Here is a 23,408-nt window from a genome sequence, read left to right as displayed (position 1 = left end):
GAGCACTGAATCATGGCGGGATCAAAGGAAATCCGGATAAAGATCAAAAGCGTACAAAATACGCGCAAGATCACCAAGGCCATGGAAATGGTGGCTGCCAGCAAAATGCGCAAGGCACAGGAGCGCATGCGGGCAGCTCGCCCCTACGGCGAAAAAATCCGCAAGGTGGCTTCTCATCTGGCGCAGGCCCATGCCGAATACAAACATCCCTTCCTGGTGACCCGGGAACAGACCAAAAACGTGGGTGTCGTCCTGGTGACCTCAGACAAGGGGCTCTGCGGCGGATTGAATTCCAATCTTTTTCGCCATCTGATTCATTCCATGAAACAGTGGGAACAGCAAGGCGCAAAAATTCGTGCGGTGACCCTGGGCAACAAAGGGTTGGGTTTCCTGAACCGGATTTCCGTGCCGGTCGTCGCTCAAGCCGTTCAGTTGGGGGACAAGCCCCATCTGGAAAGATTGGTCGGACCGCTCAAGGTGATCCTGGATCAGTATGTGGCGGGCGAAGTGGATGCGGTCTATCTGGCCTACAATCGTTTCGTCAATACCATGAAACAGCAGACCATCGTGGAACGGATTTTGCCCTTGCCGCAGGAAAGGATTGGCGACGAAACGCGTCAGGAGGCGGCGGCCTGGGACTATCTCTATGAACCCGACCCTCGCTCGGTGATCGATGAGTTGCTCATGCGCTATGTGGAAGCTTTGGTCTACCAGGCCGTGGCCGAGAATATTGCCTCCGAGCAAAGTGCCCGGATGGTGGCGATGAAGGCGGCTTCCGACAATGCCGGCACGGTCATCAGTGAATTGCAATTGATTTATAACAAGTCCCGTCAGGCCGCCATTACCAAGGAACTGTCGGAAATCGTCGGTGGCGCGGCTGCCGTTTGACCCTATTAATTCATAGTACTCATCATTAGGACTCGCAAATGAACCAAGGAAAAATTGTCCAGTGTATCGGGGCGGTGATCGATGTCGAATTCCCCCGCGACCAAATGCCCGGCATCTATCATGCGCTTACCATGGAAGGAAGCGAGTTGACGCTGGAAGTCCAACAGCAACTCGGCGATGGCGTTGTCCGGACCATTGCACTGGGTTCTTCCGATGGTTTGCGTCGGGGCATGGTGGTCAGCAATACGGGCAAACCGATCTCGGTGCCGGTTGGACCCAAAACCCTGGGTCGGATCATGGACGTATTGGGTCGCCCCATCGATGAAGCCGGTCCTGTGGAAGCAGAAACGACCGCGTCCATTCACCGGAAGGCACCCAGTTATGAAGAATTGTCGCCAAGCCAGGAGTTGCTGGAGACCGGGATCAAGGTGATCGACCTGATCTGTCCCTTTGCCAAAGGCGGAAAGGTCGGTTTGTTCGGTGGTGCCGGTGTCGGTAAAACCGTGAACATGATGGAGTTGATCAACAATATTGCCAAGGCACACGGCGGCTATTCGGTCTTCGCCGGCGTGGGAGAGCGGACCCGGGAAGGGAACGATTTCTACCATGAAATGAAGGATTCCAACGTTCTCGACAAGGTCGCCCTGGTGTATGGCCAGATGAACGAGCCGCCGGGCAACCGTTTGCGCGTTGCACTGACGGGTCTGACGATGGCGGAATACTTCCGGGATGAAGGACGGGATGTCCTGCTGTTCGTGGACAATATCTACCGCTTTACCCTGGCGGGGACGGAAGTGTCCGCCCTGTTGGGTCGGATGCCCTCAGCGGTGGGTTACCAACCCACGCTGGCGGAAGAAATGGGACGGCTGCAGGAACGGATCACCTCGACCAAGACGGGTTCCATCACCTCGGTGCAAGCCGTGTATGTGCCTGCCGATGACTTGACGGACCCATCGCCCGCAACGACCTTTCTGCATCTGGATTCCACCGTGGTTCTGTCACGGGATATCGCTTCCCTGGGGATCTATCCGGCCGTGGATCCGCTGGATTCCACTTCTCGCCAACTGGATCCCCTGGTGGTGGGTGAAGAGCATTACAACGTTGCCCGCTCGGTTCAATCGACCCTGCAACGTTACAAGGAATTGCGTGACATCATTGCCATTCTGGGAATGGATGAATTGTCTCCGGAGGACAAGTTGGTGGTGGCACGGGCGCGCAAGATTCAACGCTTCCTTTCGCAACCCTTCCATGTGGCTGAAGTCTTTACCGGTGCACCGGGCAAATATGTGTCCCTGGCAGAAACCATCAAGGGTTTCAAGGGGATCGTCAACGGGGATTACGACAATTTGCCCGAACAGGCCTTCTATATGGTGGGCGGCATCGACGAAGCCATCGAGAAAGCCAAGTCGATGCAATAAGAGGAAATCATTATGGCCAATGTCATCCATGTGGATGTCGTCAGCGCAGAAGCTGAATTATTCTCCGGGGAGGCAGAGTTTGTGGTGCTTCCCGGAGAAGCCGGGGAGTTGGGCATTTACCCGCGCCATACGCCATTGATTACTCGTATCAAACCGGGGACGGTCAGGGTCCGGGTGGCAGGAAAAGACGAGGATGAAACCATTTTCGTGGCCGGTGGAATTCTGGAAGTGCAACCGGACAGCGTGACGGTATTGGCAGACACTGCCATTCGCGCTCATGATCTGGATGAAGCCAAGGCGTTGGAGGCGAAACGTAATGCAGAAGAAGCGTTGCAAAACAAGTCCAGCGATGTGGATTATGCCCGTGCCTCTGCCGAATTGGCCAGCGCCTTGGCGCAATTGACCGCCATCCAACGTTTGCATAAGGATCGTCACTGAACAACGCGCACACCACTCCGCTTTACGTCGTTGTTCTGGCGGCAGGCCAGGGCAAACGGATGAATTCCGCTTTGCCCAAGGTCCTGCAACCCCTCGCGGCAAAACCCTTACTCGAACACGTTCTTCAGGCGGCCCAACCCCTCGACCCGGATAAGGTCATCGTCGTCTATGGGCATGGCGGAGAAGCCGTACAGGCCTGTTTTGAAGGTCGGAAACTGACCTGGGCTCACCAGGCAGAACAAAAAGGCACCGGCCATGCTCTCGCCCAGGCTTTGCCTCATCTGTCTGCTCAGGGCATCGTCCTGGTCCTGTACGGGGATGTTCCCCTGCTACAAACCCACACCCTCGGGCAACTGATCCAACCGGCGCGGGATGCGCTGGTCCTGCTGACCCAACAGATTCCCGAGCCCTGGGGATACGGTCGTATTTTGAGGGATGAGCAGCGGCGAGTGGTGGGCATTCGCGAAGAAAAGGATGCCTCGCCCCAGGAAAAACAGATTCAGGAAGTCAATACCGGGATCATGGCCATGCCCGCCGTGCATCTTTCCAAATGGCTGGAACGACTGACCTGTGCCAATGCCCAGGGTGAATACTACCTGACGGATATTGTCGCCAGCGCGGTGGCAGACGGGGTTGCGGTTCGTGCGGTTCAACCCGCCCACCACTGGGAAGCCCTGGGTGTCAACGACAAACGCCAACTGGCCCAGCTCGAGGCCATCTGGCAACGACAGCAGGCCGAAAGTCTTCTCTGCCGCGGGGTGACCCTTGCCGATCCCGAGCGCTTGACGGTGCGGGGGACGGTTACCTGCGGTCGGGATGTCATGCTCGACGTGGGGGTCATTCTGGAAGGGGACGTCACGCTGGAGGAGGGGGTCAGCATCGGACCCTATTGCGTTCTCAGGAATTGCAGAATCGGCGCGGGGACGGTCGTGCATGCCTATACCCACATCGAGGGTGCCCGGTTGGGTTCAGATAACCGTGTGGGCCCCTACGCACGCATTCGCCCCGGAACGATCACGCAACAGGCCGTCCATCTGGGCAACTTTGTGGAAGTCAAGAACTGCACCATTGACCAGGCAACCAAGGCCAATCATCTGACGTATCTGGGGGACAGTTCCATCGGCGCTCGGGTCAATGTCGGGGCCGGGACGATTACCTGTAATTATGATGGGGTCAACAAACACCGGACCCAGATTGGCGATGACGTATTCATCGGTTCTGATACGCAACTCGTGGCTCCTGTCACGGTGGAATCAGGGGCAACCATCGGTGCCGGATCCACGATCGTCAGGACGGCCCCCGCGGCCCAGCTGACGCTTTCACGCAGCAGGCAACAAACCATTCCTCACTGGAAACGCCCGCTCAAAAAGTAAAGGGGCGTGTTCAGCGTCGTTTCTTGAGGGCGAGTTCCCGGGTAATCAATTCATTCAGTACCGGAAAGAGGGCTGCGTTACTCCCGGCCTGGGCGGGTGAGGTGGTGTACATGCCATCGACGATGAGGGTAGGGACACCGTCCACGCCATAACCCATGGCCTGTTGATCGCCCTGCTGAACCTTGGACTGGATGGCAAAGGAACGGTAGAGCGCAATGAATTTATTGCGATCGACCCCCTGTTTCTGGACCCAATCGAAGAGTTCGTCCTCGGAGAACAGGTTGATCTGTTGCTCGTGCAGCGCGGTAAACACCTTTTCCTGAAGGCGATCGGCTTCATGAAGGGCTTCCAGGGCGTAGTAGGCACGCGCCAGTACGGACCACTGAGCGTGTCCGAAGGTGACGGGGACACGACGATAGATCACGCCAGCCGGGAGTTTTCGTGACCAGGGTTCGAGCAGGGGAGCAAGGTGGGCGCAGTGGGGACAGGCATAGGAGAAAAATTCCAATACCTCCACCGAGGGCCCGGGCAGGGGCGTTTGGGCAATGACTTGATAATCCTGTCCCGCAGTGGCGGCCAGAAGTTTATCCGGCATGGAACCGGCCCAGAGAAGAGCACCAGTGCAGGTCAGAAAACGACGACGGGAGGAGGGCAAGCGCATGGGAAAAAACTCCTGAAGGAAAGCCTAATGGGGGATCAAGGAACTGTGACTGGTGGTGGTTTCGCGCAAGACCTGGGCGGGAACCCCGTTATCCTTGAGAGATTTGACCAGGGTGCGGACCTCGTCCACGGAAGAGAAGGGGCCAATTCTCACGCGGTAGTAGAGGGGTTTTCCATCGACCTGGCTGGGTACGACCGTGCTGTCGATGCCCAACAAGGCCAGGTTGGCCCGCTGGTTTTCTGCTTCGGAAGATTGACCGAAGGCACCGGTCTGGACAAAGTAGCGAACCGTCACAGGATGTTGCAATTCGTCGTTCAAGGACGAAGGCAGGGAAGGGGCTGGCGAAGAAAGGCCAGCGGCCGTTGGGGTATTTCCGCCGGCGTCGAGCGGGGCAGGAGGGGTACCCTCCTCCGCGGCTGGGGTGGGCGCAGAAGCGGCAGATACGGGTGAACCCGGCGTGGTGGGCGCACCGGCTTCACTCTCCCCGGTCACTTGTGAGGGGGTCAGCATCCCCCGCTTGGCGAGATCCGACCCGGAAAGTTTCTCGGGTGTGGCCGTCGGGTGGGGGGGGACATTACGGGTCGTGATCGGCGAAGCGAGATGACTGATGTACAGGGCCACTCCTGCGGCCAGCAGCACACCGCCCGCCAGTCCTGCCATGCTCCCGACAAAAAAGGAACTGCCTGGTTTTTTTTCGGGTTTCTTGTTAGATTTCTCGGTCACAAGACACTCCACATAGGGATTTCTGCCTGAAAGGATGATAGCAGAATCCATGTAATGAAAAGCAGGACTTCACATCCGATCCGGCGCAGAGACGCCCAACAGGCTCAAACCATCCCGCAACACGGTGCCAATGGCGCTCAGCAGGGCCATGCGGGCCTGTACCTGAATGGATTCCCCTTCCAGAAAAGGAACCCGATTGTAGTAGGCATGGAACTCTGCAGAAAGATCCCGCAAATAAAAGGCAACGAGGTGGGGTGCAAAGTCACCGGCGGCTTGTTCCAACAGGGCAGGATAAGCGTACAGGATTTGCAGAATGCGCGTTTCTTCTTCATGGATCAAGGGGTGCAGTGCACTGTTTTCCAGTTGGGCGGGATCGCCGCCCCAGCGCTCCAGAACCCTCTGGATGCGGGCATGGGCATACTGGATGTAATACACCGGGTTGTCCTGGGACTGGGAAGTCGCCAGATCCAGATCGAAATCCAGATGCTGGTCTGATTTGCGCAGGATGTAAAATAAACGGGCAGCATCCCGACCCACTTCGGTGCGCAATTCGCGGAGCGTGATGAATTGTCCCTTGCGGGTGGACATTTGGGCTTTTTCGCCCTGGCGAAACAGGCTGACGAATTGAACCAGGGGCACGGAGAGACGAGAGTCATCGTACCCCAGAGCCTTCAGGGCTGCCCGGACCCGGGGAATGTAACCGTGGTGGTCGGCACCCCAGATATCCACGATCAGATCGTAACCCCGTTCAAACTTGTCGACGTGATAGGCAATGTCTGAAGCAAAGTAAGTGTAGAGCCCGTTCTCCCGCTGAACGACCCGATCCTTCTCATCACCAAAGGCCGAAGAGCGAAACCAGCGCGCGCCCTTTTCTGTATAGAGGTACCCGGCCTCTTCCAGACGGGACACGACCAGGGCCACGGCCCCGGAATCAAAGAGAGATTGCTCGGAAAACCACTCATCGAAGACGACCCCGAACTCTTCGAGGTCCTGACGACAGTCGGCCAGTTGTTCGGTCAGCACGAAACGGTGCAGGGCCCGGTACGTTGGTCCCAGAAGTTCCTTTGCCGCAGCAATCAGGGCATCCATGTGAAGTTCTTCCTGCTCGGTCGGAAAGGCGATCAGGTCGTTAGTTTGGGGAAGACCCAGGGCGGACAACAGGGGTTCTTCGCAGATGACCAGATCGGAAAACCGTTGCGCAGCCTCCCGTGCCATGGTCTCCACATAGTCACCCTGATATCCGTTGCCGGGAAAGGGCAGGGACTTCAATTTGCCGGATTGCTGGAGGGCACGCAACCAGGTGGAGACGGTCAGGATATCCATTTGACGGCCGGCATCGTTGACGTAGTATTCCCGATGCACCTGGTACCCCGCCTTGCCCAACAGATTGGCCACCGAAGCGCCATAGGCGGCCCCGCGACCGTGGCCGACGTGGAGTGGGCCGGTCGGGTTGCTGGAGACGAATTCCACCTGCACGCGCCGCCCTGCTCCCTTTTGTGACGAGCCAAAAAGGGAGCCGCGGCGCAGGATTTCATGCACGACTTCCTGGCGCGCCTGTGCCGTCAGAAAAATGTTGATGAAGCCGGGTCCCGCCAATTCCACGCGTTCGACGAGTGTGGAAGAGGGCAGCGCTTCGATCAGTTGCGTTGCGACTTCCCGAGGAGAACGACGCAACCCCTTGGCAAGTTGCAGGGCGATGGGAGAGGCAAAATCCCCATGCGCGCTCTGACGGGGTCGTTCCAGAGCCGGGTGAAGCATGGAAGAGGGAGAAATTTTCTGGACCGCTGTGGTGAGGAGGGCGCAGAGGCGGGTTTCAAGGGACTCTTCGGGAGTCGTCACGGAACTGGGCGACATGACTCAAATTTCAATCAATTCAAAATCTTCTTTGCGTGCCCCGCACTCCGGACAGACCCAGTTCATGGGGACATCTGCCCAGCGGGTCCCAGGAGCGATGCCTTCCTCGGGGGCACCCAACTCTTCGTCGTAAATATAGCCGCAAATCAGGCACAGCCAGGTTTTATAACCTTGTTCGGAATCCATGAATGTCTCGAATACGTTAGAATATAATAGCGATGATCGGCGGAATTGGCTAATTCTGCCGATCCCCCGCCATGATAAAACTTATCCACCCTCGAGAGCAACCATCCATGATGCCTGCCCCCCCTGCCGTATTGGTGTTTGCAGCCACGGACCCCAGTGGAGGGGCGGGATTGCAAGCAGACCTGCTGACTCTTGCCAGTATGGGATGCCATCCCCTGTCGGTCGTGACCGGAATCACGGTTCAGGATACGACGGGGGTCGAGGACGTATTGGCGATGGATGCGGAGTGGGTGGTGGACCAGGCGCGCTGCATCCTGGAAGACGTTCCTGTGGCCGTCTTCAAATTGGGCGTCCTGGGCAGTGTGGAAATCATTGCTGCGATCGCTGAAATCGTGGCCGATTATCCCGAGGTGCCCCTGATCCTCGATCCGGTGCTGACCAGTGGAAGGGGTGACGAACTGGCCAGCGAGGAAATGCTCGAAGCGTTGCGCGATCTGATTTTGCCTCAGACCTCCCTGGTGACCCCGAATATCCTGGAATTGATGCGTCTGGCCTATGACGAGGCGCCGGAAGAGGAACGTCCGGATTATGCCCGTGCCGCCATGGAAGTACTGGAAAGCGGTTGCGAATTCGTTCTGGTGACGGGGACCCACGCACCGGGCGTACAGGTGGTCAATACGTTGTATGGCCGGGAGGGGGTCATCCGTTCCGATCGCTGGGAACGACTTCCGGGCAGTTACCACGGCTCCGGATGTACCCTGAGCAGCGCCATTGCCGCCAGTCTGGCGCAGGGGCTGCCCATTCCGGAAGCAGTGGCGGAAGCACAGGACTATACCTGGCAAACCTTGAAAGAAGGTTATCGTCTTGGCATGGGACAGATCGTTCCTGACCGTCTTTTCTGGGCGCGTGAGGAACCGCGCAACGATGTCCATTGAATCCGCTGGAATTCGGGGCCTCTACGGCATTACCCCGGAGTTGACCGACACCGCCGATCTGCTCAGAAGGGTCAGATTGGCTTTTCTGGGCGGGATGTCTGTCCTGCAGTACCGTGTCAAATCTCTCGAGGTTTCCTTGCGCCAGGTGCAACTGCGCCAGTTGCACGCACTCTGTGACGAGTTTGGCGCACCTTTGATTCTCAATGATGGCGGTTATCCGGCGTGGGCGGGGGGCGTGCACGTCGGACGGGAAGACGCGCGTCCGGAAGAATGGCCTCGATTGGCCCGCAGGGGGTTATTGGGCGTTTCATGCTATGCAGATCTGGATCGGGCGCAGGCGGCAGAAGCCGCAGGCGCCGCCTATGTCGCCCTGGGCCGCTTCTTTCCCTCGCCGACCAAGCCGGAGGCTGCGCCCGTCACCCTGGAGATTCTGCGTGCCAGCCGTGCCCGACTTCACGTTCCCATCGTCGCGATCGGCGGAATCACGCCTGATCGGGTCGCCGGACTGCGCGCGGCAGGTGCCGATGCCGTGGCGGTTCTGAGTGGATTGTTCGATGCACCAGATATCATGGCGCGGGCGCGGGAATATGCCGCGAATTTTGAATGATCTGGATGGGCTGGGCGCGTATAATGGCGTCTGACCACTGACTTAGGATTTGGAATTTTCATGACGACCAATCAGGAGTTGTTCGAACGTGCCCGGAAAATCATCCCCGGGGGGGTCAATTCTCCGGTGCGGGCTTTCCGTAGCGTGGGGGGTACCCCGCGTTTTCTGACGCGCGGGAAAGGTCCCCGCGTCTGGGACGTGGAAGGCAAGGAATATATCGATTACGTGTGTTCCTGGGGACCGCTTCTGCACGGGCATGCCCACCCTTCCATCATCCAGGCGGTGCAGGCCAGTGTCGAACGGGGTTTGAGTTTTGGGGCACCCACGGAACTGGAAGTGGATTTTGCCGAAAAACTGACACAACTCCTTCCCTCCCTGGAAATGGTCCGACTGACCAGTTCGGGGACGGAGGCCACCATGAGCGCCATTCGTCTGGCGCGCGGGTTTACCGGTCGCAACCTCATCGTTAAATTTGAGGGGTGTTATCACGGGCATGGGGATGCCTTGCTGGTCAAGGCGGGTTCAGGGGCGTTGACCTTTGGCCAGCCCGATTCCGGGGGCGTGCCTTCTGAAGTGGCCGCTCAAACCATGGTCCTCGAATATAACCACATGGGACAACTGGAAGAATTATTTTCCACCCGAGGCAACCAGATTGCTGCCGTCATCGTTGAACCCGTGGCAGGCAACATGAACATGGTGTTGCCTCGCCCCGGGTTTCTCTCGAAGTTGCGCGAATTGACGACGGCCCATGGCAGCGTTCTGATTTTTGATGAGGTGATGACGGGGTTCCGGGTGGCCCTGGGCGGGGCCCAGTCCCTGTATGGCATTCGTCCTGACCTGACGACCCTGGGCAAGGTGATCGGGGGAGGAATGCCCCTGGCTGCCTTTGGGGGACGACGTGACATCATGGAATATCTGGCCCCCATTGGACCGGTGTATCAGGCAGGGACTTTGTCCGGCAATCCGGTGGCCGTGACGGCGGGCCTGGTGAACCTTCAACTGGCCACGGTCGATGGACTGTATGAACGTTTGGGCGAAATGACCCGAACGTTGACGGAGGGCATTGTGGAAATGGGGCGCAATGCAGGATATGCCATGTCCACCTGTTCCCTGGGGGGAATGTTTGGGCTGTATTTCCGTGAAAGGTTGCCCAATACGCTGACCGAGGTGATGGAATCGGATCGGTTTACTTTCAATGCGTTCTTTCAGGGGATGCTCGAGGAAGGGATCTACTTTGCGCCATCGGCTTTCGAGGCGGGTTTCGTCTCCACGGTTCATACCAGTGTGGAACTGGATCATACGCTCAGCGCTGCAGAACGGGTGTTCAAACAACTGAGATGAATATTCCCATCGAAAAAACCAACTGGGAAGCATTTTTTCAACGCGCACAATTTCATATCACGGTGGATTCCTATACCGGTTTGCCCCCGGACCGGGGGATCGAGGTCGCCTTTGCCGGCCGGTCCAATGCGGGCAAATCCAGTGCCATCAATGTGCTCACCCAGCGCAACCGTCTGGCTTATTCCAGCAAGACGCCTGGCCGTACCCAGCACATCAATTATTTCAGCGTGGGCGAAGAGGGGTTTCTGGTGGATTTGCCCGGCTACGGCTATGCTGAAGTTCCCAAGGCCGTGAAACTGCATTGGCAACGGCTGCTGGCGGATTATCTGGCGAGTCGTGAGGCATTGAAAGGGTTGGTCCTGCTCATGGATATCCGTCATCCGCTGACGGTGCTCGATGAACAGTTGCTGGAATGGTTTCTGCCGCGCCAGAAACCGGTCATCGTGCTGTTGACCAAAGCGGACAAACTGGGACGGAGTGCGCGGGCGCAGACGGTGCGTTCGGTGCGCCAGGCGCTGGCGGAGCGGGGGGCGACGATGACGGTCATTCCTTTCTCCAGCCTGGATCGGGAAGGTCTGGAACCTGCCCGACAAGCCGTGGGAGAACTTTTCAGGGAAGAACGACCGACTCAGGCCATCAGCGCCGAGTTTTGAGCCACTCGCCAGCACGCAGGGCAAAGTAGGTCAAAATACCATCGGCGCCGGCACGTTTGAAAGACAGCAGACTTTCCCACAAGCACTTTTCATCCAGCCATCCGGCCTGGATGGCTCCCTGCAGCATGGCATACTCCCCACTCACCTGATAGACGAAGGTTGGTGCCTTGAACTGATCCTTGATGCGTCGAACGATATCCAGATAGGGCATCCCGGGTTTGATCATGATCATATCGGCGCCTTCGGCCAGGTCGAGTCCCACTTCCCAGAGGGCTTCATCGCTGTTGGCCGGGTCCATCTGGTACGTCTCCTTGCTGCCCTTGCCCAAAGATTGACCCGAGCCGACGGCATCCCGGAATGGGCCGTAAAATGAGGAGGCGTATTTGGCGGAATAGGCCAGGATGCGGGTATGGATTTTGCCTGCCCGGTCCAGTTCGCGACGCACGACACCGATGCGGCCATCCATCATGTCGGAAGGCGCCACCACATCCGCGCCAGCCTGGGCCTCCACCACGGCTTGACGGGCCAGCGCCGCCAGGGTTTCATCGTTGAGCACATAGCCGGACTCGTCGATCAGACCGTCCTGTCCGTGCGACGTATAGGGGTCTAGGGCGACATCGGTGATCAGGCCCAGTTCGGGAAAGCGTCGTTTGAGGGCCTGGACGGTGCGCGGGAGGAGACCGTCGGGGTTCCAGGCTTCTGCCGCATCGAGCGACTTGCATGCCTGGGGAATCACCGGAAACAGGGCCAGCGCGGGGATCCCCAACTCGAGGCAGCGTTCGGCCGTATGCAGCAGCGGTTCGATGGCCTGGCGGGCGATGCCCGGCAGGGAGGCAATGGGGGTCACCTCGTGGGTGCCCTCCTGCACAAAAACCGGGTAAATCAAGTCGGCCGCATGGAGTTGGTGCTCCTGAACCAGGCGGCGGGAAAAATCATCCCGACGGTTGCGGCGCATCCGTCGGGCAGGAAAAGAACTCAATGTTTCCATGACAGTCGTCCCTCAGTTGTTTTGTGCGGCAGCGGCATAGGTATAATCATCGATGTGGTCCGGTGCGGTACTGGGTTGCCCGGTCTTGGGGTCGATGGCAACCATTTCGAGGCCCGGGGGCATGATGGCTTCACTTTCCGGAACGTTCTTCAACGCCGTTCCCATGTAGTCCATCCAGATCGGCAAGGCGGCCTGGGCGCCGGTTTCCTGGGGTCCCAGGGAAGCCGGTTTGTCGAAGCCGACCCAGGCCACGGCCACCAAACTGGGTTGGAAGCCACAGAACCAGGCATCGACGTGATCGTTGGTGGTGCCGGTCTTGCCCGCCAGATCCTGACGCCCCAGGCTCAACGCCCGGGTGGCCGTGCCCATGCGAATGACGTCCTTCATCATGCTGGTCATGACGAAGGCATTGCGCGGGTCGATCACCTGTTCGGCGCCTTCCCCGGCCAGAATGGGTTGAGTTCGGCCAAGGGGTTTTCCGTTGCTGTCCAGGATTTGGTCGATGAAATAGGGTTTGACCCGAAACCCGCCATTGGCAAAGACGGCATAGGCCGTGGCCATTTGCAGGGGGGTCGCCGCGCCGGCACCGAGGGCCATGCTGAGATAGGCGGGTTGGCGATTGGCTTCAAACCCGAATCGCTTGACATAGGCCTGGGCATAACCGGGGCCGATGGCTTTCAACACGCGAATGGCAACCATGTTTTTGGATTCGGCCAGTCCGACGCGCAGGCGAATCGGACCCAGATATTCATTCTCGTAGTTATGGGGTTCCCAGGTTTCCCCGCCGTTTTCGTTGGGATCATGGATGACGATGGGACTGTCGTCGACCAGGGTGAAGGGGGTGAATCCCTTTTCCAGGGCCGCCGAGTAGATAAAGGGTTTGAAACTGGAACCGGGTTGACGGTAGGCCTGGATGACGTGATTGTATTTGGTGCGATTAAAGTCAAAGCCGCCGACCAGGGCACGGATGGCTCCATTGTGCGTATCGAGAGAAACCAGCGCAGCCTCTGCCTTGGGATACTGAACGATGACCCAGCCGGATTTGTCATTCCTCATGACGCGAATCAGGGAACCGCGCCGGATTCGACGATCGGCACTCGTTTTCGGGTTCAGACTGGCGCGTGCGAAGGTCAGGGCGCCGTCCTTGAGGATCACCGGCCCCACGTTCTTTATGTAAGCACTCACTTCTTTTTCTGAGGCAGATTCGACTACGGCGGGGTACAGTTCGTTGGTGATTTCCAGATCCCCCAGCGACTCTTCGAAATCGGCGATGGTGGCCCCGCTGCTGGGCAGATCCAGGGTGGCTTCGGGGCCGCGATAGCCATGCCGCTGATCGTAGGCCAGGACGCCTTCGCGTACCGCCCGGAATGCGGCATCCTGATCAGGCTTGAGGAGGGTGGTAATGACGCTGTAGCCGGAGGAATAGACCCCCTCTCCGTAGGTTTGAACCATGTACTGACGGACCATTTCAGCGACATAGTCGGCGCGGGTCAGGGCATTGGCATGATAGGCCGAGGCGTGTCCCGGCTTGTGCAGGGCCAGGGTATAGTCGGCATCGCTGAGGTACTTCAGGTCGTGCATGCGGCGCAGCACGTACTGTTGGCGCAGCGCTGCCCGTTGTGGGTTGATGATGGGGTTGTAGCGCGAGGGGGCTTTGGGCAGTCCGGCCAGCATGGCCATTTCCGCAACGCTGAGTTGCGACAGGGGTTTGCCGTAATACACGACGGCAGCGGCGCCAAAGCCGTAGGCCCGTTGCCCGAGATAGATCTGGTTGATGTAGAGTTCGAGGATCTGGTCCTTGGTCAGGTTGCTTTCGATCTTGTAAGACAGCAGAACCTCGGATAACTTGCGGGTCAGTGTGCGTTCATTGGTCAGGAAGAAATTACGTGCCACCTGCATGGTGATGGTGCTGGCGCCTTCCTTGGCCGAGTGGGAAAACACATCGGCCAGCATAGCCCGCAGAACCCCCTGGAAATCCACGGCACCATGCTGGTAAAAGCGGTCATCTTCGGCTGCCAGTATGGCATGGCGCATGTTGAGAGGCACTTCGGCCAATTTGAGCATGGCGCGCCGCTCTTCCCCAAATTCGCCGATCAATTGATGGTCCGTGGTGTAGACCCGGAGTGGCAACTTGGGGCGATAGTCGGTGACTGCATCCAGACTGGGCAGTTTCGGGTACAGCAGGGCCAGGGTCATGACCACGATGCCCACCGCTACAGTGCCGAGAGTGACCAGAAAAATCAGGGGGTAGAGAAGAAGTTTGGGCAATGTGGCACCACTGTCGGAAATTGGAAGAAATTATACTGAGTCTGGAGGGAAGCGTCTTTCAGGGGGCGATGAAACGTCCTTGCCCTGCGGTCAGGACGGCTTCAAGCAGATCCCGGCGGCTCACGGAAGTCAGGCAGGCCTGGCCCAGCGCGCGGAGAAGTACGAAACGCAGGGATCCTGCCTCCACCTTTTTATCTCCGGCCATGAGGTCCAGATAGCGTTGAAACCCCAGGTCGGGAGCCTGGGTTGGCAGACCGGCCCGTTCGAAGAGGGTCACCATCCGTTCCAGATCCCGGGCATCGAGCCAGCCCAGTCGTTCGGACAGGTCAGCGGCCAGCAGGGAGCCGACGGCCACGGCTTCGCCATGCAACCAGTTTCCATAGCCCAGACCCGTTTCGATGGCATGCCCGAAGGTGTGACCCAGGTTGAGCAAGGCGCGCAGCCCGGTCTGTTCCAGGGGGTCTGCAGCCACGAGGGCGGACTTGTTGCGGCAGGACGTCAGAATGGCCTGGGCCAGGATCTCCGGATCACGCTGCAGCAAGGCATCCAGATGGATTTCCAGCCATTCCAGAAAGGGAAGGTCGCGGATCAGGCCATATTTGATGACTTCTGCCAGACCCGCCAGAAATTCTCGCTGAGGCAGGGTATCGAGGGTTGTGGTATCGGCCAGCACCAGGCGGGGTTGATGAAATGCGCCGATCATGTTCTTGCCCAGAGGGTGGTTGATGCCGGTTTTTCCGCCCACGGAAGAATCCACCTGAGACAGCAGGGTCGTGGGGACCTGGATCAGCGGAACGCCCCGCAGATAGGTGGCTGCCGCATAACCGGCCAGGTCACCGACCACTCCCCCACCCAGTGCAATGACCGTGGTTTTTCTATCCGCGCGGTGTTCCAGCAGTACATCGTGAATGTGGTTGAAACTGCTGCGCGTTTTGTAGGACTCCCCATCGGGGAGCAGGATGGGAATGACCCGTTGTCCCTCGCTGGTGAGCGTGTGCGTGAGGCACTCCAGATACAGGGGCGCCACGGTGGTATTGGTCACGATCGCAGAGGTGGTGCCCGCCAGATGGGGGGCAATGAGGTCGCCGCGACGCAATGATCCAGGCCCTACCTGGATCGGGTAGGGGGGAGAGACTTCAACAAGGAGGGTGTGCAAGGACATGGGTATCGAGTTCCAGTTCCAGTTGACAGATGAGACGTTGTGGACTTTGCTGGGCGGTATCCACGATCAGGTGAGCGATTTCCCGATAGAGGGGGTCGCGGGTTTCAAACAGTTCCTGCAGGCGGGCTTTGGGATCTTCCGTTCTCAGGAGGGGACGATGGCGATCATGGCGGGTGCGATGCCAGAGTTGGTCCACGCTGCCGCGCAGATAAACCACGACCCCCTGCTGGCGCAGACGTTGACGGGTCAGGGGACTTAAAATGGCCCCCCCACCAGTGGCCAGCACGATTCCCCGGCGTTGGACCAACTCGCCCAGAATGGCTTCCTCGCGGGCACGGAAGCCTGATTCTCCCTCGAGTTCGAAAATGGTGCTGATGCGCACGCCCGTACGAACTTCGATTTCCTGGTCGGAATCCACGAACTCCAGGTGACGATGGCGGGCCAGTAAGCGGCCGATGGTGGTCTTGCCTGCGCCCATCAAACCCACCAGAAAGATGTTGCACGATTTATTCATCCCGTCATTGTAGCCCAGCTTTGGGTGTGAAAGGCGTGTGCCGCAAGTTAACGGTTGATTGGCCGGCCCGGCTGGGGTATCATCGCAGACCCGCTGCGCGTAATTCAAACCCGCCTCAGGCTCCGGTTTGTGTCCGCAGCGATTGCTCCGTCTTCTGCGTGCTGAGGTGTACCGTTGAACCAGTCGTCCATTCCGTCCGCTCAGGGACTTTATGATCCCGTCCATGAACATGATGCCTGTGGTGTGGGCTTCGTTGCGCACATCAAGGGGCAGAAGAGCCATGCCATCGTTCGGCAGGGCCTTCAGATCCTGGAAAACCTGACCCATCGAGGAGCCACGGGCGCTGATCCTCTGGCGGGCGATGGGGCCGGCATCCTGATTCAGATCCCCGATGCCTTTTTGCGCCGTGAGGCGGATCGACTGGGTTTTGCGCTGCCGGCGGTGGGGTGCTATGCCGTGGGGATGGTTTTTCTGCCACAAGATCCCCAGGCGCGCGAAAGTTGTGAAACCATCCTGGAGCGCTGCGCGCGCGAGGAAGGCGCCGAAGTTTTGGGCTGGCGTACGGTGCCTACCCAAAATCAGGGATTGGGGGACAGCGTCAAGCGGGTGGAACCCTTCATCCGTCAGATTTTTCTGGCGCGCGGTGCAACCCACGGTGACCAGACCGTCTTTGAACGAAAATTGTTCGTGTTGCGCAAACGCGCCGAACATGAGGCTGCCCTGAAGGGTTATGACCGGACTCGCTTCTACCTGCCTTCTCTGTCGTCCCGTACCCTGATTTACAAGGGGATGTTACTGGCCGATCAGGTAGGACAGTATTACGCCGATCTGGGCGACGAAAGTCTGGTTTCGGCGCTGGCGTTGGTGCACCAGCGTTTTTCCACCAATACTTTTCCCACCTGGGACCTGGCCCACCCCTTCCGACTCATCGCGCATAACGGGGAAATCAACACGTTGCGCGGGAATGTCAACTGGATGGCGGCACGCCGCGGAAATCTGGCGTCGGCACTGCTGGGCGAAGACATGGCCAAAATCTGGCCCCTCATCGTGGAAGGTCAGTCGGACTCTGCCGCATTCGACAACGCGCTGGAGTTGCTGGTGGCCGGGGGTTATTCCCTGGTTCAGGCCATGACCCTTCTGATTCCCGAGGCCTGGGCGGGCAATCCCCTGATGGATGAGGCGCGTCGGGACTACTACGAATATCATGCGGCGCTGATGGAGCCGTGGGATGGGCCTGCCGCCGTGGCCTTTACCGATGGACGCCAGATTGGCGCCACGCTGGATCGCAACGGTTTGCGTCCTGCCCGCTATTTGCAGACCAGTGACGACCTGGTGTTGATGGCCTCGGAAATGGGGGTACTGCCCATTCCCGAGCACAAGATCATCAAGAAATGGCGCCTGCAGCCCGGCAAGATGTTCCTGATCGATCTGGAGCAGGGACGTATCGTCAGCGATGCGGAAATCAAGTCGGGACTGGCCGGTCAGCATCCCTACCGGCAATGGTTGGAAGCGACCCAGGTCCGTCTCGAGGCCTTGCCGACTCCTGCAACGGTTGCAGAAGAAAAACCGACTGCCGCGGTCCTGCTCGATCGCCAGCAAGCCTTTGGCATGACCGAGGAAGAACTCAAGTTCATCCTGGCCCCCATGGTGACCAGTGGTCAGGAAGCCGTGGGCTCCATGGGGGATGACACGCCGCTGGCGGTGCTGTCGAACCGTTCCAAGTCGCTCTACCAGTATTTCCGTCAACTTTTTGCCCAGGTCACCAATCCACCCATCGATCCGATTCGCGAAGAGTTGGTCATGTCACTGGTGTCTTTCATCGGGCCGCGTCCCAACTTGCTGGCGATAGACGAAGCGGATCCCCAGCCCCGTCTGGAGGTGGAGCAACCGGTTCTGTTGCCCGAAGACATGAGTTGTCTGCGCGCCATCGCCAGTCTCACGGCAGATCGTTTCCGGGTTGCCACCCTGTCGATCTGTGCGCCTGTCCAGGAAGGGGTGACGGGCCTGGCAGCCCGGCTGGAAGCATTGTGTACTCAGGCGGTGGAAGCCGTTCGTGCGGGCAGCAATGTCCTGATCCTGTCAGACCGTTCCGTGGGCCCGGCACAGGTGGCGATACCAGCCTTGCTTGCCACTGCCGCAGTGCATCACTACCTGGTGCGGGAAGGGATGCGTACGGCCACGGGTCTGGTGGTGGAGACGGGGTCAGCCCGGGAAGTTCATCATTTCGCCCTGCTCGTGGGGTATGGGGCGGAGGCGGTATATCCCTGGCTGGTTTATGAAACCCTGGAGCAGGGAAACGGCGCATTCCTGAGCGGGGATGTTCCGCTCAAGGAAATGCGCAAGCGTTTTTCCAAGGCGGTTTCCAAGGGATTGCTCAAGGTCATGTCCAAAATGGGGATTTCCACGGTTCAATCCTATTGCGGCGCCCAGATTTTTGAAGCCATCGGGCTGAGCGCTTCCTTCGTGCGGCGTTTCTTTACGGGAACGGCCTCGGTGGTCGAAGGGATCGGGTTGGCCGAAGTTCTGGAAGAAAACCTGCGCCTGCACCGTGTGGCGTATGCCACCGGGTTGTCGTATCAGGAGGCGCTCGATGCCGGGGGCGAGTACGCTTACCGCATTCGAGGGGAAGCCCACATGTGGACGCCGGAGAGCATCTCCAAATTGCAGCATGCGACCCGTTCCGGAAACTATGCCACCTATCGGGAATATGCTCGGGCCATCAACGATCAGGCCGAACGATGGATGACCTTGCGGGGTCTTTTTGAATTCAAGAATGCAGCGCAGCCCCTGCCCCTCTCCGAGGTGGAAGCGGCCGCGTCCATCGTCAAACGTTTTGCCACGGGCGCCATGTCTCTGGGGTCCATTTCTCAGGAGGCGCATAGCACCCTGGCCGTCGCCATGAACCGCCTGGGCGGGAAATCCAATACCGGCGAAGGGGGAGAGGATCCCGCACGGTTCCGCCCCTTGTCCAATGGGGACTCCATGCGTTCGGCCATCAAGCAGGTCGCTTCCGGTCGTTTTGGCGTGACGGCGGAGTATCTGGTCAATGCCGACGATATTCAAATCAAGATGGCACAGGGCGCCAAGCCCGGAGAAGGCGGACAGTTGCCCGGACACAAGGTCAGCCGGTATATCGGCAAGTTGCGTCATTCCGTGCCCGGGGTGGGGCTGATTTCTCCGCCGCCGCACCATGACATCTATTCCATCGAGGATCTGGCCCAGCTGATCCATGATCTCAAGAACGTCAATCCTCAGGCGCGTATCAGCGTCAAACTGGTGTCCGAAGTGGGGGTGGGCACGGTGGCGGCCGGGGTCGCCAAGGCGCATGCCGATCACGTCACCATCTCCGGACATGACGGCGGCACCGGTGCCTCTCCGCTGTCTTCGATCAAGTATGCCGGTTCTCCGTGGGAATTGGGGCTGGCGGAAACCCAGCAGACCCTGGTGCTCAACCGATTGCGCGGGCGCATCTGCGTGCAGGCCGATGGCCAGATGAAAACCGGCCGGGATGTGGTGATCGGCGCGTTGCTGGGAGCGGACGAATTTGGTTTTGCAACGGCCCCGCTGGTGGTGGAGGGCTGCATCATGATGCGCAAGTGCCACCTCAATACCTGTCCGGTGGGCATTGCCACACAGGATCCGGAATTGACCCGACGATTTGCCGGGCAGCCCGAGCACGTGATCAATTATTTCTTCTTTGTGGCCGAGGAAGTCCGCGAACTGATGGCCCAACTGGGGTTCCGGACTTTCGAGGAAATGGTCGGACGGGTCGACCGCCTCGACATGCGCCGGGGAATTTCCCACTGGAAGGCACAGGGACTGGATTTTTCAAGAATCTTTCATAGCCCGGACATGCCCGCCCAGGTGGCCCGTTCCTGGAAAGAGCGGCAGGATCACGGCCTGGACCAGGCACTGGATCATGTTCTCATCGCACAGTCCAGGAACGCCATCGAGCAGGGGCAAGCCGTGGTCATCGAAACGGGGGTACGCAACGTCAACCGTTCCGTGGGGGCCATGTTGTCCGGTGAAGTGGCGCGCCATCATGGCTTTGCCGGTCTGCCTCAGGATACGATCCTGGTGCGAGCCAAGGGGACGGCCGGGCAGAGTTTCGGAGCCTTCCTGGCCCATGGGGTGACTTTTCACCTGTACGGCGAAGCCAATGATTACGTCGGCAAGGGGCTGTCCGGGGGGCGCATCATCATTCAACCTGCGCCCGAGTCCACGCTCCTGGCCGAAGAGAACATCATCGTGGGAAATACGGTTCTGTACGGGGCGGTTGCCGGGGAATGTTATATCCGGGGGGTGGCTGGCGAACGCTTTGCCGTGCGCAACTCCGGCGCTGTCGCCGTGGTGGAAGGGGTGGGAGATCACGGCTGCGAGTACATGACGGGAGGCACGGTAGTGGTGCTGGGTGAGGCCGGGCGCAATTTTGCCGCGGGGATGAGCGGTGGGATCGCCTTTGTCTATGACGAGGCCGGCGATTTCGACAAGCGCTGCAATCTGGCCATGGTCGCGCTCGAAGCGGTTCCCGAGGAAGAGCAGACCGCCGAGGTCAAGGGGGTTCTGGACACCCATGGACGCGTGCGGGTCAATCATATCGAAGCACGGGATGAGTACCTGTTGCGCACCCTGATTGAAAACCATGTGCGACATACAGGGAGTACACGGGGGCAGCAGATTCTGGATCAGTGGTCGAATGCGCGAAGCAGGTTCGTCAAGGTGATGCCCCTGGAGTATCGCCGTGCGCTGGCTGAAATGGCTGCGGAACAACAATTGGCACAGGTGGCCTGAGATGGGAAAGATTACGGGGTTCATGGAAATCGAACGGCAGGAATCCGCTGCCGAATCACCACAGGAACGGGTGGGCCACTACCGCGAATTTGTCATCGATCTGCCCCTGGAGCGCGTCAGCCAGCAGGGAGCGCGCTGCATGGATTGCGGAATCCCCTTCTGTCAGACGGGGTGCCCGGTCAACAACATCATTCCCGACTGGAATGACCTGGTCTACCGAGGGCAATGGCGCGAGGGGTTGGACAACCTCCATTCCACCAACAATTTTCCGGAATTTACGGGACGGGTCTGTCCTGCTCCCTGCGAGTCGGCTTGTGTCCTCAACATCAATACCGAACCGGTCACCATCAAGAACATCGAACGTACCCTGGTGGACCGGGGTTGGCAAGAGGGATGGATCACCCCGAAAATTCCTGCGCACAAAACGGGAAAACGGGTGGCCGTGGTGGGTTCCGGCCCCTCCGGGCTGGCTGCGGCACAGCAGTTGGCACGGGTAGGCCACGACGTGGTGGTGTTCGAGAAAAACGATCGGATCGGGGGGCTGTTGCGTTACGGCATTCCGGACTTCAAGTTGGAAAAACCCCAGATCGACCGTCGCCTCGATCAGATGCGGGCGGAAGGGGTGGAATTCCGCACCGGGGTGCATGTCGGCGTGACCCTGTCCGCCCAGCATCTGGAGGAGACGTTTGATGCGATCCTGCTTGCGGGCGGATCGGAACATCCCCGCGATTTGCCTGTGCCGGGACGGGCGTTGAAGGGCATTCATTTCGCCATGGAATTCCTGCCCCAACAGAATCGACGCAATGCCGGAGATCGGGTGGAAAACGGCCTGCTGGCCACGGGCAAGCATGTGGTGGTGATTGGCGGAGGCGATACGGGGTCCGACTGTGTGGGGACCTCGATTCGTCAGGGCGCCCTTTCCGTCACGCAGTTCGAGGTCATGCCGCGTCCTCCGGAACAGGAAGACAAGCCTTTGGTGTGGCCCCAATACCCCCTCAAGTTCCGCACCTCCACCTCTCAGGCGGAAGGATGTGCCCGTGACTGGAGCATTTCGACCCAGGCGTTCATGGGAGTCGACGGGCAGGTGAACCGGTTGCGCGCCGTGCGCCTGGACTGGAAGGCGGATGAAAAGGGCCAGATGACACCTCAGGAAATTCCGGGCAGCGCCTTCGATATTCCGGCGGATCTGGTCCTGCTGGCCATGGGTTACCTGCATCCGGTACAGACCGGCTTGCTGGAACAGTTGGGGGTGGCAAAGGATGCCCGGGGCAATGTGCAGGCCAACGTCCTGGACTATCAGACTTCGGTGTCCAAGGTGTTTGCCGCCGGGGATATGCGGCGTGGTCAGTCCCTGGTGGTCTGGGCCATTCGGGAGGGGCGTCAGGCAGCACGAGCCATCGACGAGTTCCTGATGGGACGATCAGATCTTCCCCGCTGATTTTTTCATGATTGACCCGCTGAAGTGATGGCGGACTGACGAGGTTCCTGTGCTGAAAAATGATACCTTCCTGCGTGCGTTGTTGCGTGAACCCGTCCCCTATACACCGCTTTGGATCATGCGCCAGGCGGGTCGCTACCTGCCCGAGTACAACGCGACGCGGGCCCGGGCCGGCAGTTTTCTCAATTTGTGCAAATCGCCGGATCTGGCCACGGAAGTGACCCTGCAGCCTCTGGCCCGGTATTCCCTGGATGCGGCCATTCTGTTTTCCGACATTTTGACCGTGCCGGATGCCATGGGGCTGGGGCTTTATTTTGCGGAAGGCGAAGGACCCAAATTTGAACGCCCCATCCGTGATGAATGGGAGGTCCGCAATTTGAGCGTGCCCGATCCCACCGTGAACCTGCGTTACGTTCTGGACGGGGTGTCCCAGATTCGCAAGGCATTGGCCGGTTCGGTGCCGCTCATCGGTTTTTCGGGCAGCCCGTTTACGCTGGCCTGCTACATGGTGGAAGGCGGTGGGTCGGAAGATTTCCGTCATATCAAGGGCATGCTCTATCGCCGCCCGGATTTGTTGCATCGCATCCTGGAAGTAACCACCGAAGCGGTCATCCAGTATCTGAATGCCCAGATCGAGGCAGGCGCCCAGGCGGTCATGGTGTTCGATACCTGGGGAGGAACGCTGACTCCGAAGGCCTATCAGGAATTTTCCCTGCACTATCTGTCCGTGATCGCCGCCGGGCTGACCAAACAGGCAGAGGGGCGCCGGGTACCCAACATCGTCTTTACCAAGGGTGGGGGGTTGTGGCTCGAGTCCATTGCCGATGCGGGCTACGATGCCGTAGGGTTGGACTGGACCGTGGACATGGGTGAGGCCCGGCGCCAGGTCGGCCATAAGGTCGCTTTGCAGGGTAATCTGGATCCGATGGTGTTGTTTGGCACGCCCGAGTGCATCCGCTCGGAGGTGGGAAGAATCCTGGCGGAATTCGGTCCGGGGTCGGGTCATGTTTTCAACCTTGGCCATGGCATCACGCGCTTTACGGATCCGGATCAGGTGGCGGTGCTGGTGGATGCCGTACATGAACTTAGCCTTCGGCAAGGTGCCGCTATTGCCTGACAAATAAGGAAAAAACCAGATTATTCACGGTTTTTTCCCCAGCGTTATGCACA

At 59.1% G+C, this 23,408-nt stretch carries 19 protein-coding genes; 11 read left to right on the top strand and 8 right to left on the bottom strand.

The annotated features are described in order from the left end of the window. The first annotated feature begins 12 nt into the window (after nt 1–12). Genes atpG through glmU form a run of 4 tightly spaced genes read left to right on the top strand, consistent with a single transcriptional unit; the run spans nt 13 to nt 4,117 of the window. Nucleotides 13–888, top strand: coding sequence for a F0F1 ATP synthase subunit gamma (gene atpG / locus M6F29_RS00160; RefSeq protein ID WP_297457348.1), 876 nt, complete (start codon nt 13–15; stop codon nt 886–888). A 38-nt stretch (nt 889–926) separates the two neighbouring features. Further along, on the top strand, nt 927–2,306 hold the full coding sequence (gene atpD / locus M6F29_RS00155; protein WP_297457345.1) for a F0F1 ATP synthase subunit beta: 1,380 nt from the start codon (nt 927–929) through the stop codon (nt 2,304–2,306). A 12-nt stretch (nt 2,307–2,318) separates the two neighbouring features. Next, nucleotides 2,319–2,744, top strand: coding sequence for a F0F1 ATP synthase subunit epsilon (locus tag M6F29_RS00150; protein WP_298156379.1), 426 nt, complete (start codon nt 2,319–2,321; stop codon nt 2,742–2,744). Then, nucleotides 2,741–4,117, top strand: coding sequence for a bifunctional UDP-N-acetylglucosamine diphosphorylase/glucosamine-1-phosphate N-acetyltransferase GlmU (glmU, locus tag M6F29_RS00145; protein ID WP_298156634.1), 1,377 nt, complete (start codon nt 2,741–2,743; stop codon nt 4,115–4,117). Before M6F29_RS00150 ends, glmU begins: the two co-directional genes overlap by 4 nt. 10 nt (nt 4,118–4,127) lie before the next feature. On the opposite strand, the gene M6F29_RS00140 is transcribed toward glmU, so the two are convergent. The 4 genes from M6F29_RS00140 to M6F29_RS00125 all read right to left on the bottom strand — a co-directional run bounded on the left by M6F29_RS00140 (nt 4,128) and on the right by M6F29_RS00125 (nt 7,541). Next, entirely contained in the window at nt 4,128–4,778 is a 651-nt protein-coding gene (locus M6F29_RS00140) for a thiol:disulfide interchange protein DsbA/DsbL (protein ID WP_297477559.1), read from the bottom strand. Nucleotides 4,779–4,802: 24 nt separating this feature from the next. Then, nucleotides 4,803–5,501: an SPOR domain-containing protein gene (locus M6F29_RS00135; protein ID WP_298156375.1), complete on the bottom strand. Its 699-nt coding sequence runs from the start codon at nt 5,499–5,501 to the stop codon at nt 4,803–4,805. A 69-nt stretch (nt 5,502–5,570) separates the two neighbouring features. Then, complete coding sequence (argS, locus tag M6F29_RS00130) at nt 5,571–7,355, bottom strand: arginine--tRNA ligase (RefSeq protein WP_298156372.1); 1,785 nt, start codon at nt 7,353–7,355, stop codon at nt 5,571–5,573. Between the two features lie 3 nt (nt 7,356–7,358). Further along, complete coding sequence (locus tag M6F29_RS00125; RefSeq protein WP_297457330.1) at nt 7,359–7,541, bottom strand: rubredoxin; 183 nt, start codon at nt 7,539–7,541, stop codon at nt 7,359–7,361. 107 nt (nt 7,542–7,648) lie between these two features. Between M6F29_RS00125 and thiD the strand changes: the two genes are divergently transcribed. Genes thiD through yihA form a run of 4 tightly spaced genes read left to right on the top strand, consistent with a single transcriptional unit; the run spans nt 7,649 to nt 11,077 of the window. Then, a complete protein-coding gene (thiD, locus tag M6F29_RS00120; protein WP_298156369.1) occupies nt 7,649–8,476 on the top strand; it encodes a bifunctional hydroxymethylpyrimidine kinase/phosphomethylpyrimidine kinase in 828 nt (275 codons plus the stop codon). Further along, complete coding sequence (locus M6F29_RS00115) at nt 8,466–9,083, top strand: thiamine phosphate synthase (RefSeq protein ID WP_298156366.1); 618 nt, start codon at nt 8,466–8,468, stop codon at nt 9,081–9,083. The genes thiD and M6F29_RS00115 overlap by 11 nt, the downstream gene beginning before the upstream one ends. Nucleotides 9,084–9,143: 60 nt before the next feature. Beyond that, nucleotides 9,144–10,424, top strand: coding sequence for a glutamate-1-semialdehyde 2,1-aminomutase (gene hemL / locus M6F29_RS00110; RefSeq protein WP_298156364.1), 1,281 nt, complete (start codon nt 9,144–9,146; stop codon nt 10,422–10,424). Then, nucleotides 10,421–11,077: a ribosome biogenesis GTP-binding protein YihA/YsxC gene (yihA, locus tag M6F29_RS00105; protein WP_298156361.1), complete on the top strand. Its 657-nt coding sequence runs from the start codon at nt 10,421–10,423 to the stop codon at nt 11,075–11,077. The genes hemL and yihA overlap by 4 nt, the downstream gene beginning before the upstream one ends. Here the strand turns inward: yihA and hemB are convergent. From hemB to aroK, 4 genes are read right to left on the bottom strand one after another with little or no spacing between them, the layout of a single operon-like run. Then, on the bottom strand, nt 11,061–12,065 hold the full coding sequence (hemB, locus tag M6F29_RS00100) for a porphobilinogen synthase (protein WP_297477545.1): 1,005 nt from the start codon (nt 12,063–12,065) through the stop codon (nt 11,061–11,063). The genes yihA and hemB overlap by 17 nt on opposite strands. 12 nt (nt 12,066–12,077) lie before the next feature. Next, a complete protein-coding gene (locus M6F29_RS00095) occupies nt 12,078–14,333 on the bottom strand; it encodes a penicillin-binding protein 1A (RefSeq protein WP_298156358.1) in 2,256 nt (751 codons plus the stop codon). A 58-nt stretch (nt 14,334–14,391) separates the two neighbouring features. After that, nucleotides 14,392–15,489, bottom strand: coding sequence for a 3-dehydroquinate synthase (aroB, locus tag M6F29_RS00090; protein ID WP_521401704.1), 1,098 nt, complete (start codon nt 15,487–15,489; stop codon nt 14,392–14,394). Continuing rightward, on the bottom strand, nt 15,470–16,009 hold the full coding sequence (aroK, locus tag M6F29_RS00085) for a shikimate kinase AroK (protein ID WP_298156356.1): 540 nt from the start codon (nt 16,007–16,009) through the stop codon (nt 15,470–15,472). The genes aroB and aroK overlap by 20 nt, the downstream gene beginning before the upstream one ends. A gap of 174 nt (nt 16,010–16,183) precedes the next feature. On the opposite strand from aroK, the gene gltB reads away from it, so the two are divergent. The 3 genes from gltB to hemE are packed head-to-tail and all read left to right on the top strand — an operon-like array spanning nt 16,184 to nt 23,355. Then, on the top strand, nt 16,184–20,800 hold the full coding sequence (gltB, locus tag M6F29_RS00080) for a glutamate synthase large subunit (RefSeq protein ID WP_298156354.1): 4,617 nt from the start codon (nt 16,184–16,186) through the stop codon (nt 20,798–20,800). Between the two features lies 1 nt (nt 20,801). Next, a complete protein-coding gene (gltD, locus tag M6F29_RS00075; protein WP_298156351.1) occupies nt 20,802–22,238 on the top strand; it encodes a glutamate synthase subunit beta in 1,437 nt (478 codons plus the stop codon). A 49-nt stretch (nt 22,239–22,287) separates the two neighbouring features. Then, on the top strand, nt 22,288–23,355 hold the full coding sequence (hemE, locus tag M6F29_RS00070) for a uroporphyrinogen decarboxylase (RefSeq protein WP_298156349.1): 1,068 nt from the start codon (nt 22,288–22,290) through the stop codon (nt 23,353–23,355). Nucleotides 23,356–23,408: the final 53 nt, after the last annotated feature.

The organism is Ferrovum sp. (genome assembly GCF_027317285.1).
Classification (GTDB): Bacteria; Pseudomonadota; Gammaproteobacteria; order Burkholderiales; family Ferrovaceae; genus Ferrovum.
Note: the sequence above shows the minus strand (reverse complement) of the source record. Positions and strands in the feature narration are given on the sequence as shown.

Bases quoted from the DNA above. Each gene is read 5' to 3' on its own strand.
- atpG (WP_297457348.1), top strand. From the start codon at position 13: ATGGCGGGATCAAAGGAAATCCGGATAAAGATCAAAAGCGTACAAAAT.
- atpD (WP_297457345.1), top strand. From the start codon at position 927: ATGAACCAAGGAAAAATTGTCCAGTGTATCGGGGCGGTGATCGATGTC.
- M6F29_RS00150 (WP_298156379.1), top strand. From the start codon at position 2,319: ATGGCCAATGTCATCCATGTGGATGTCGTCAGCGCAGAAGCTGAATTA.
- M6F29_RS00140 (WP_297477559.1), bottom strand. From the start codon at position 4,778: ATGCGCTTGCCCTCCTCCCGTCGTCGTTTTCTGACCTGCACTGGTGCT.
- argS (WP_298156372.1), bottom strand. From the start codon at position 7,355: ATGTCGCCCAGTTCCGTGACGACTCCCGAAGAGTCCCTTGAAACCCGC.
- M6F29_RS00125 (WP_297457330.1), bottom strand. From the start codon at position 7,541: ATGGATTCCGAACAAGGTTATAAAACCTGGCTGTGCCTGATTTGCGGC.
- thiD (WP_298156369.1), top strand. From the start codon at position 7,649: ATGATGCCTGCCCCCCCTGCCGTATTGGTGTTTGCAGCCACGGACCCC.
- M6F29_RS00115 (WP_298156366.1), top strand. From the start codon at position 8,466: ATGTCCATTGAATCCGCTGGAATTCGGGGCCTCTACGGCATTACCCCG.
- hemL (WP_298156364.1), top strand. From the start codon at position 9,144: ATGACGACCAATCAGGAGTTGTTCGAACGTGCCCGGAAAATCATCCCC.
- yihA (WP_298156361.1), top strand. From the start codon at position 10,421: ATGAATATTCCCATCGAAAAAACCAACTGGGAAGCATTTTTTCAACGC.
- hemB (WP_297477545.1), bottom strand. From the start codon at position 12,065: ATGGAAACATTGAGTTCTTTTCCTGCCCGACGGATGCGCCGCAACCGT.
- aroK (WP_298156356.1), bottom strand. From the start codon at position 16,009: ATGAATAAATCGTGCAACATCTTTCTGGTGGGTTTGATGGGCGCAGGC.
- gltD (WP_298156351.1), top strand. From the start codon at position 20,802: ATGGGAAAGATTACGGGGTTCATGGAAATCGAACGGCAGGAATCCGCT.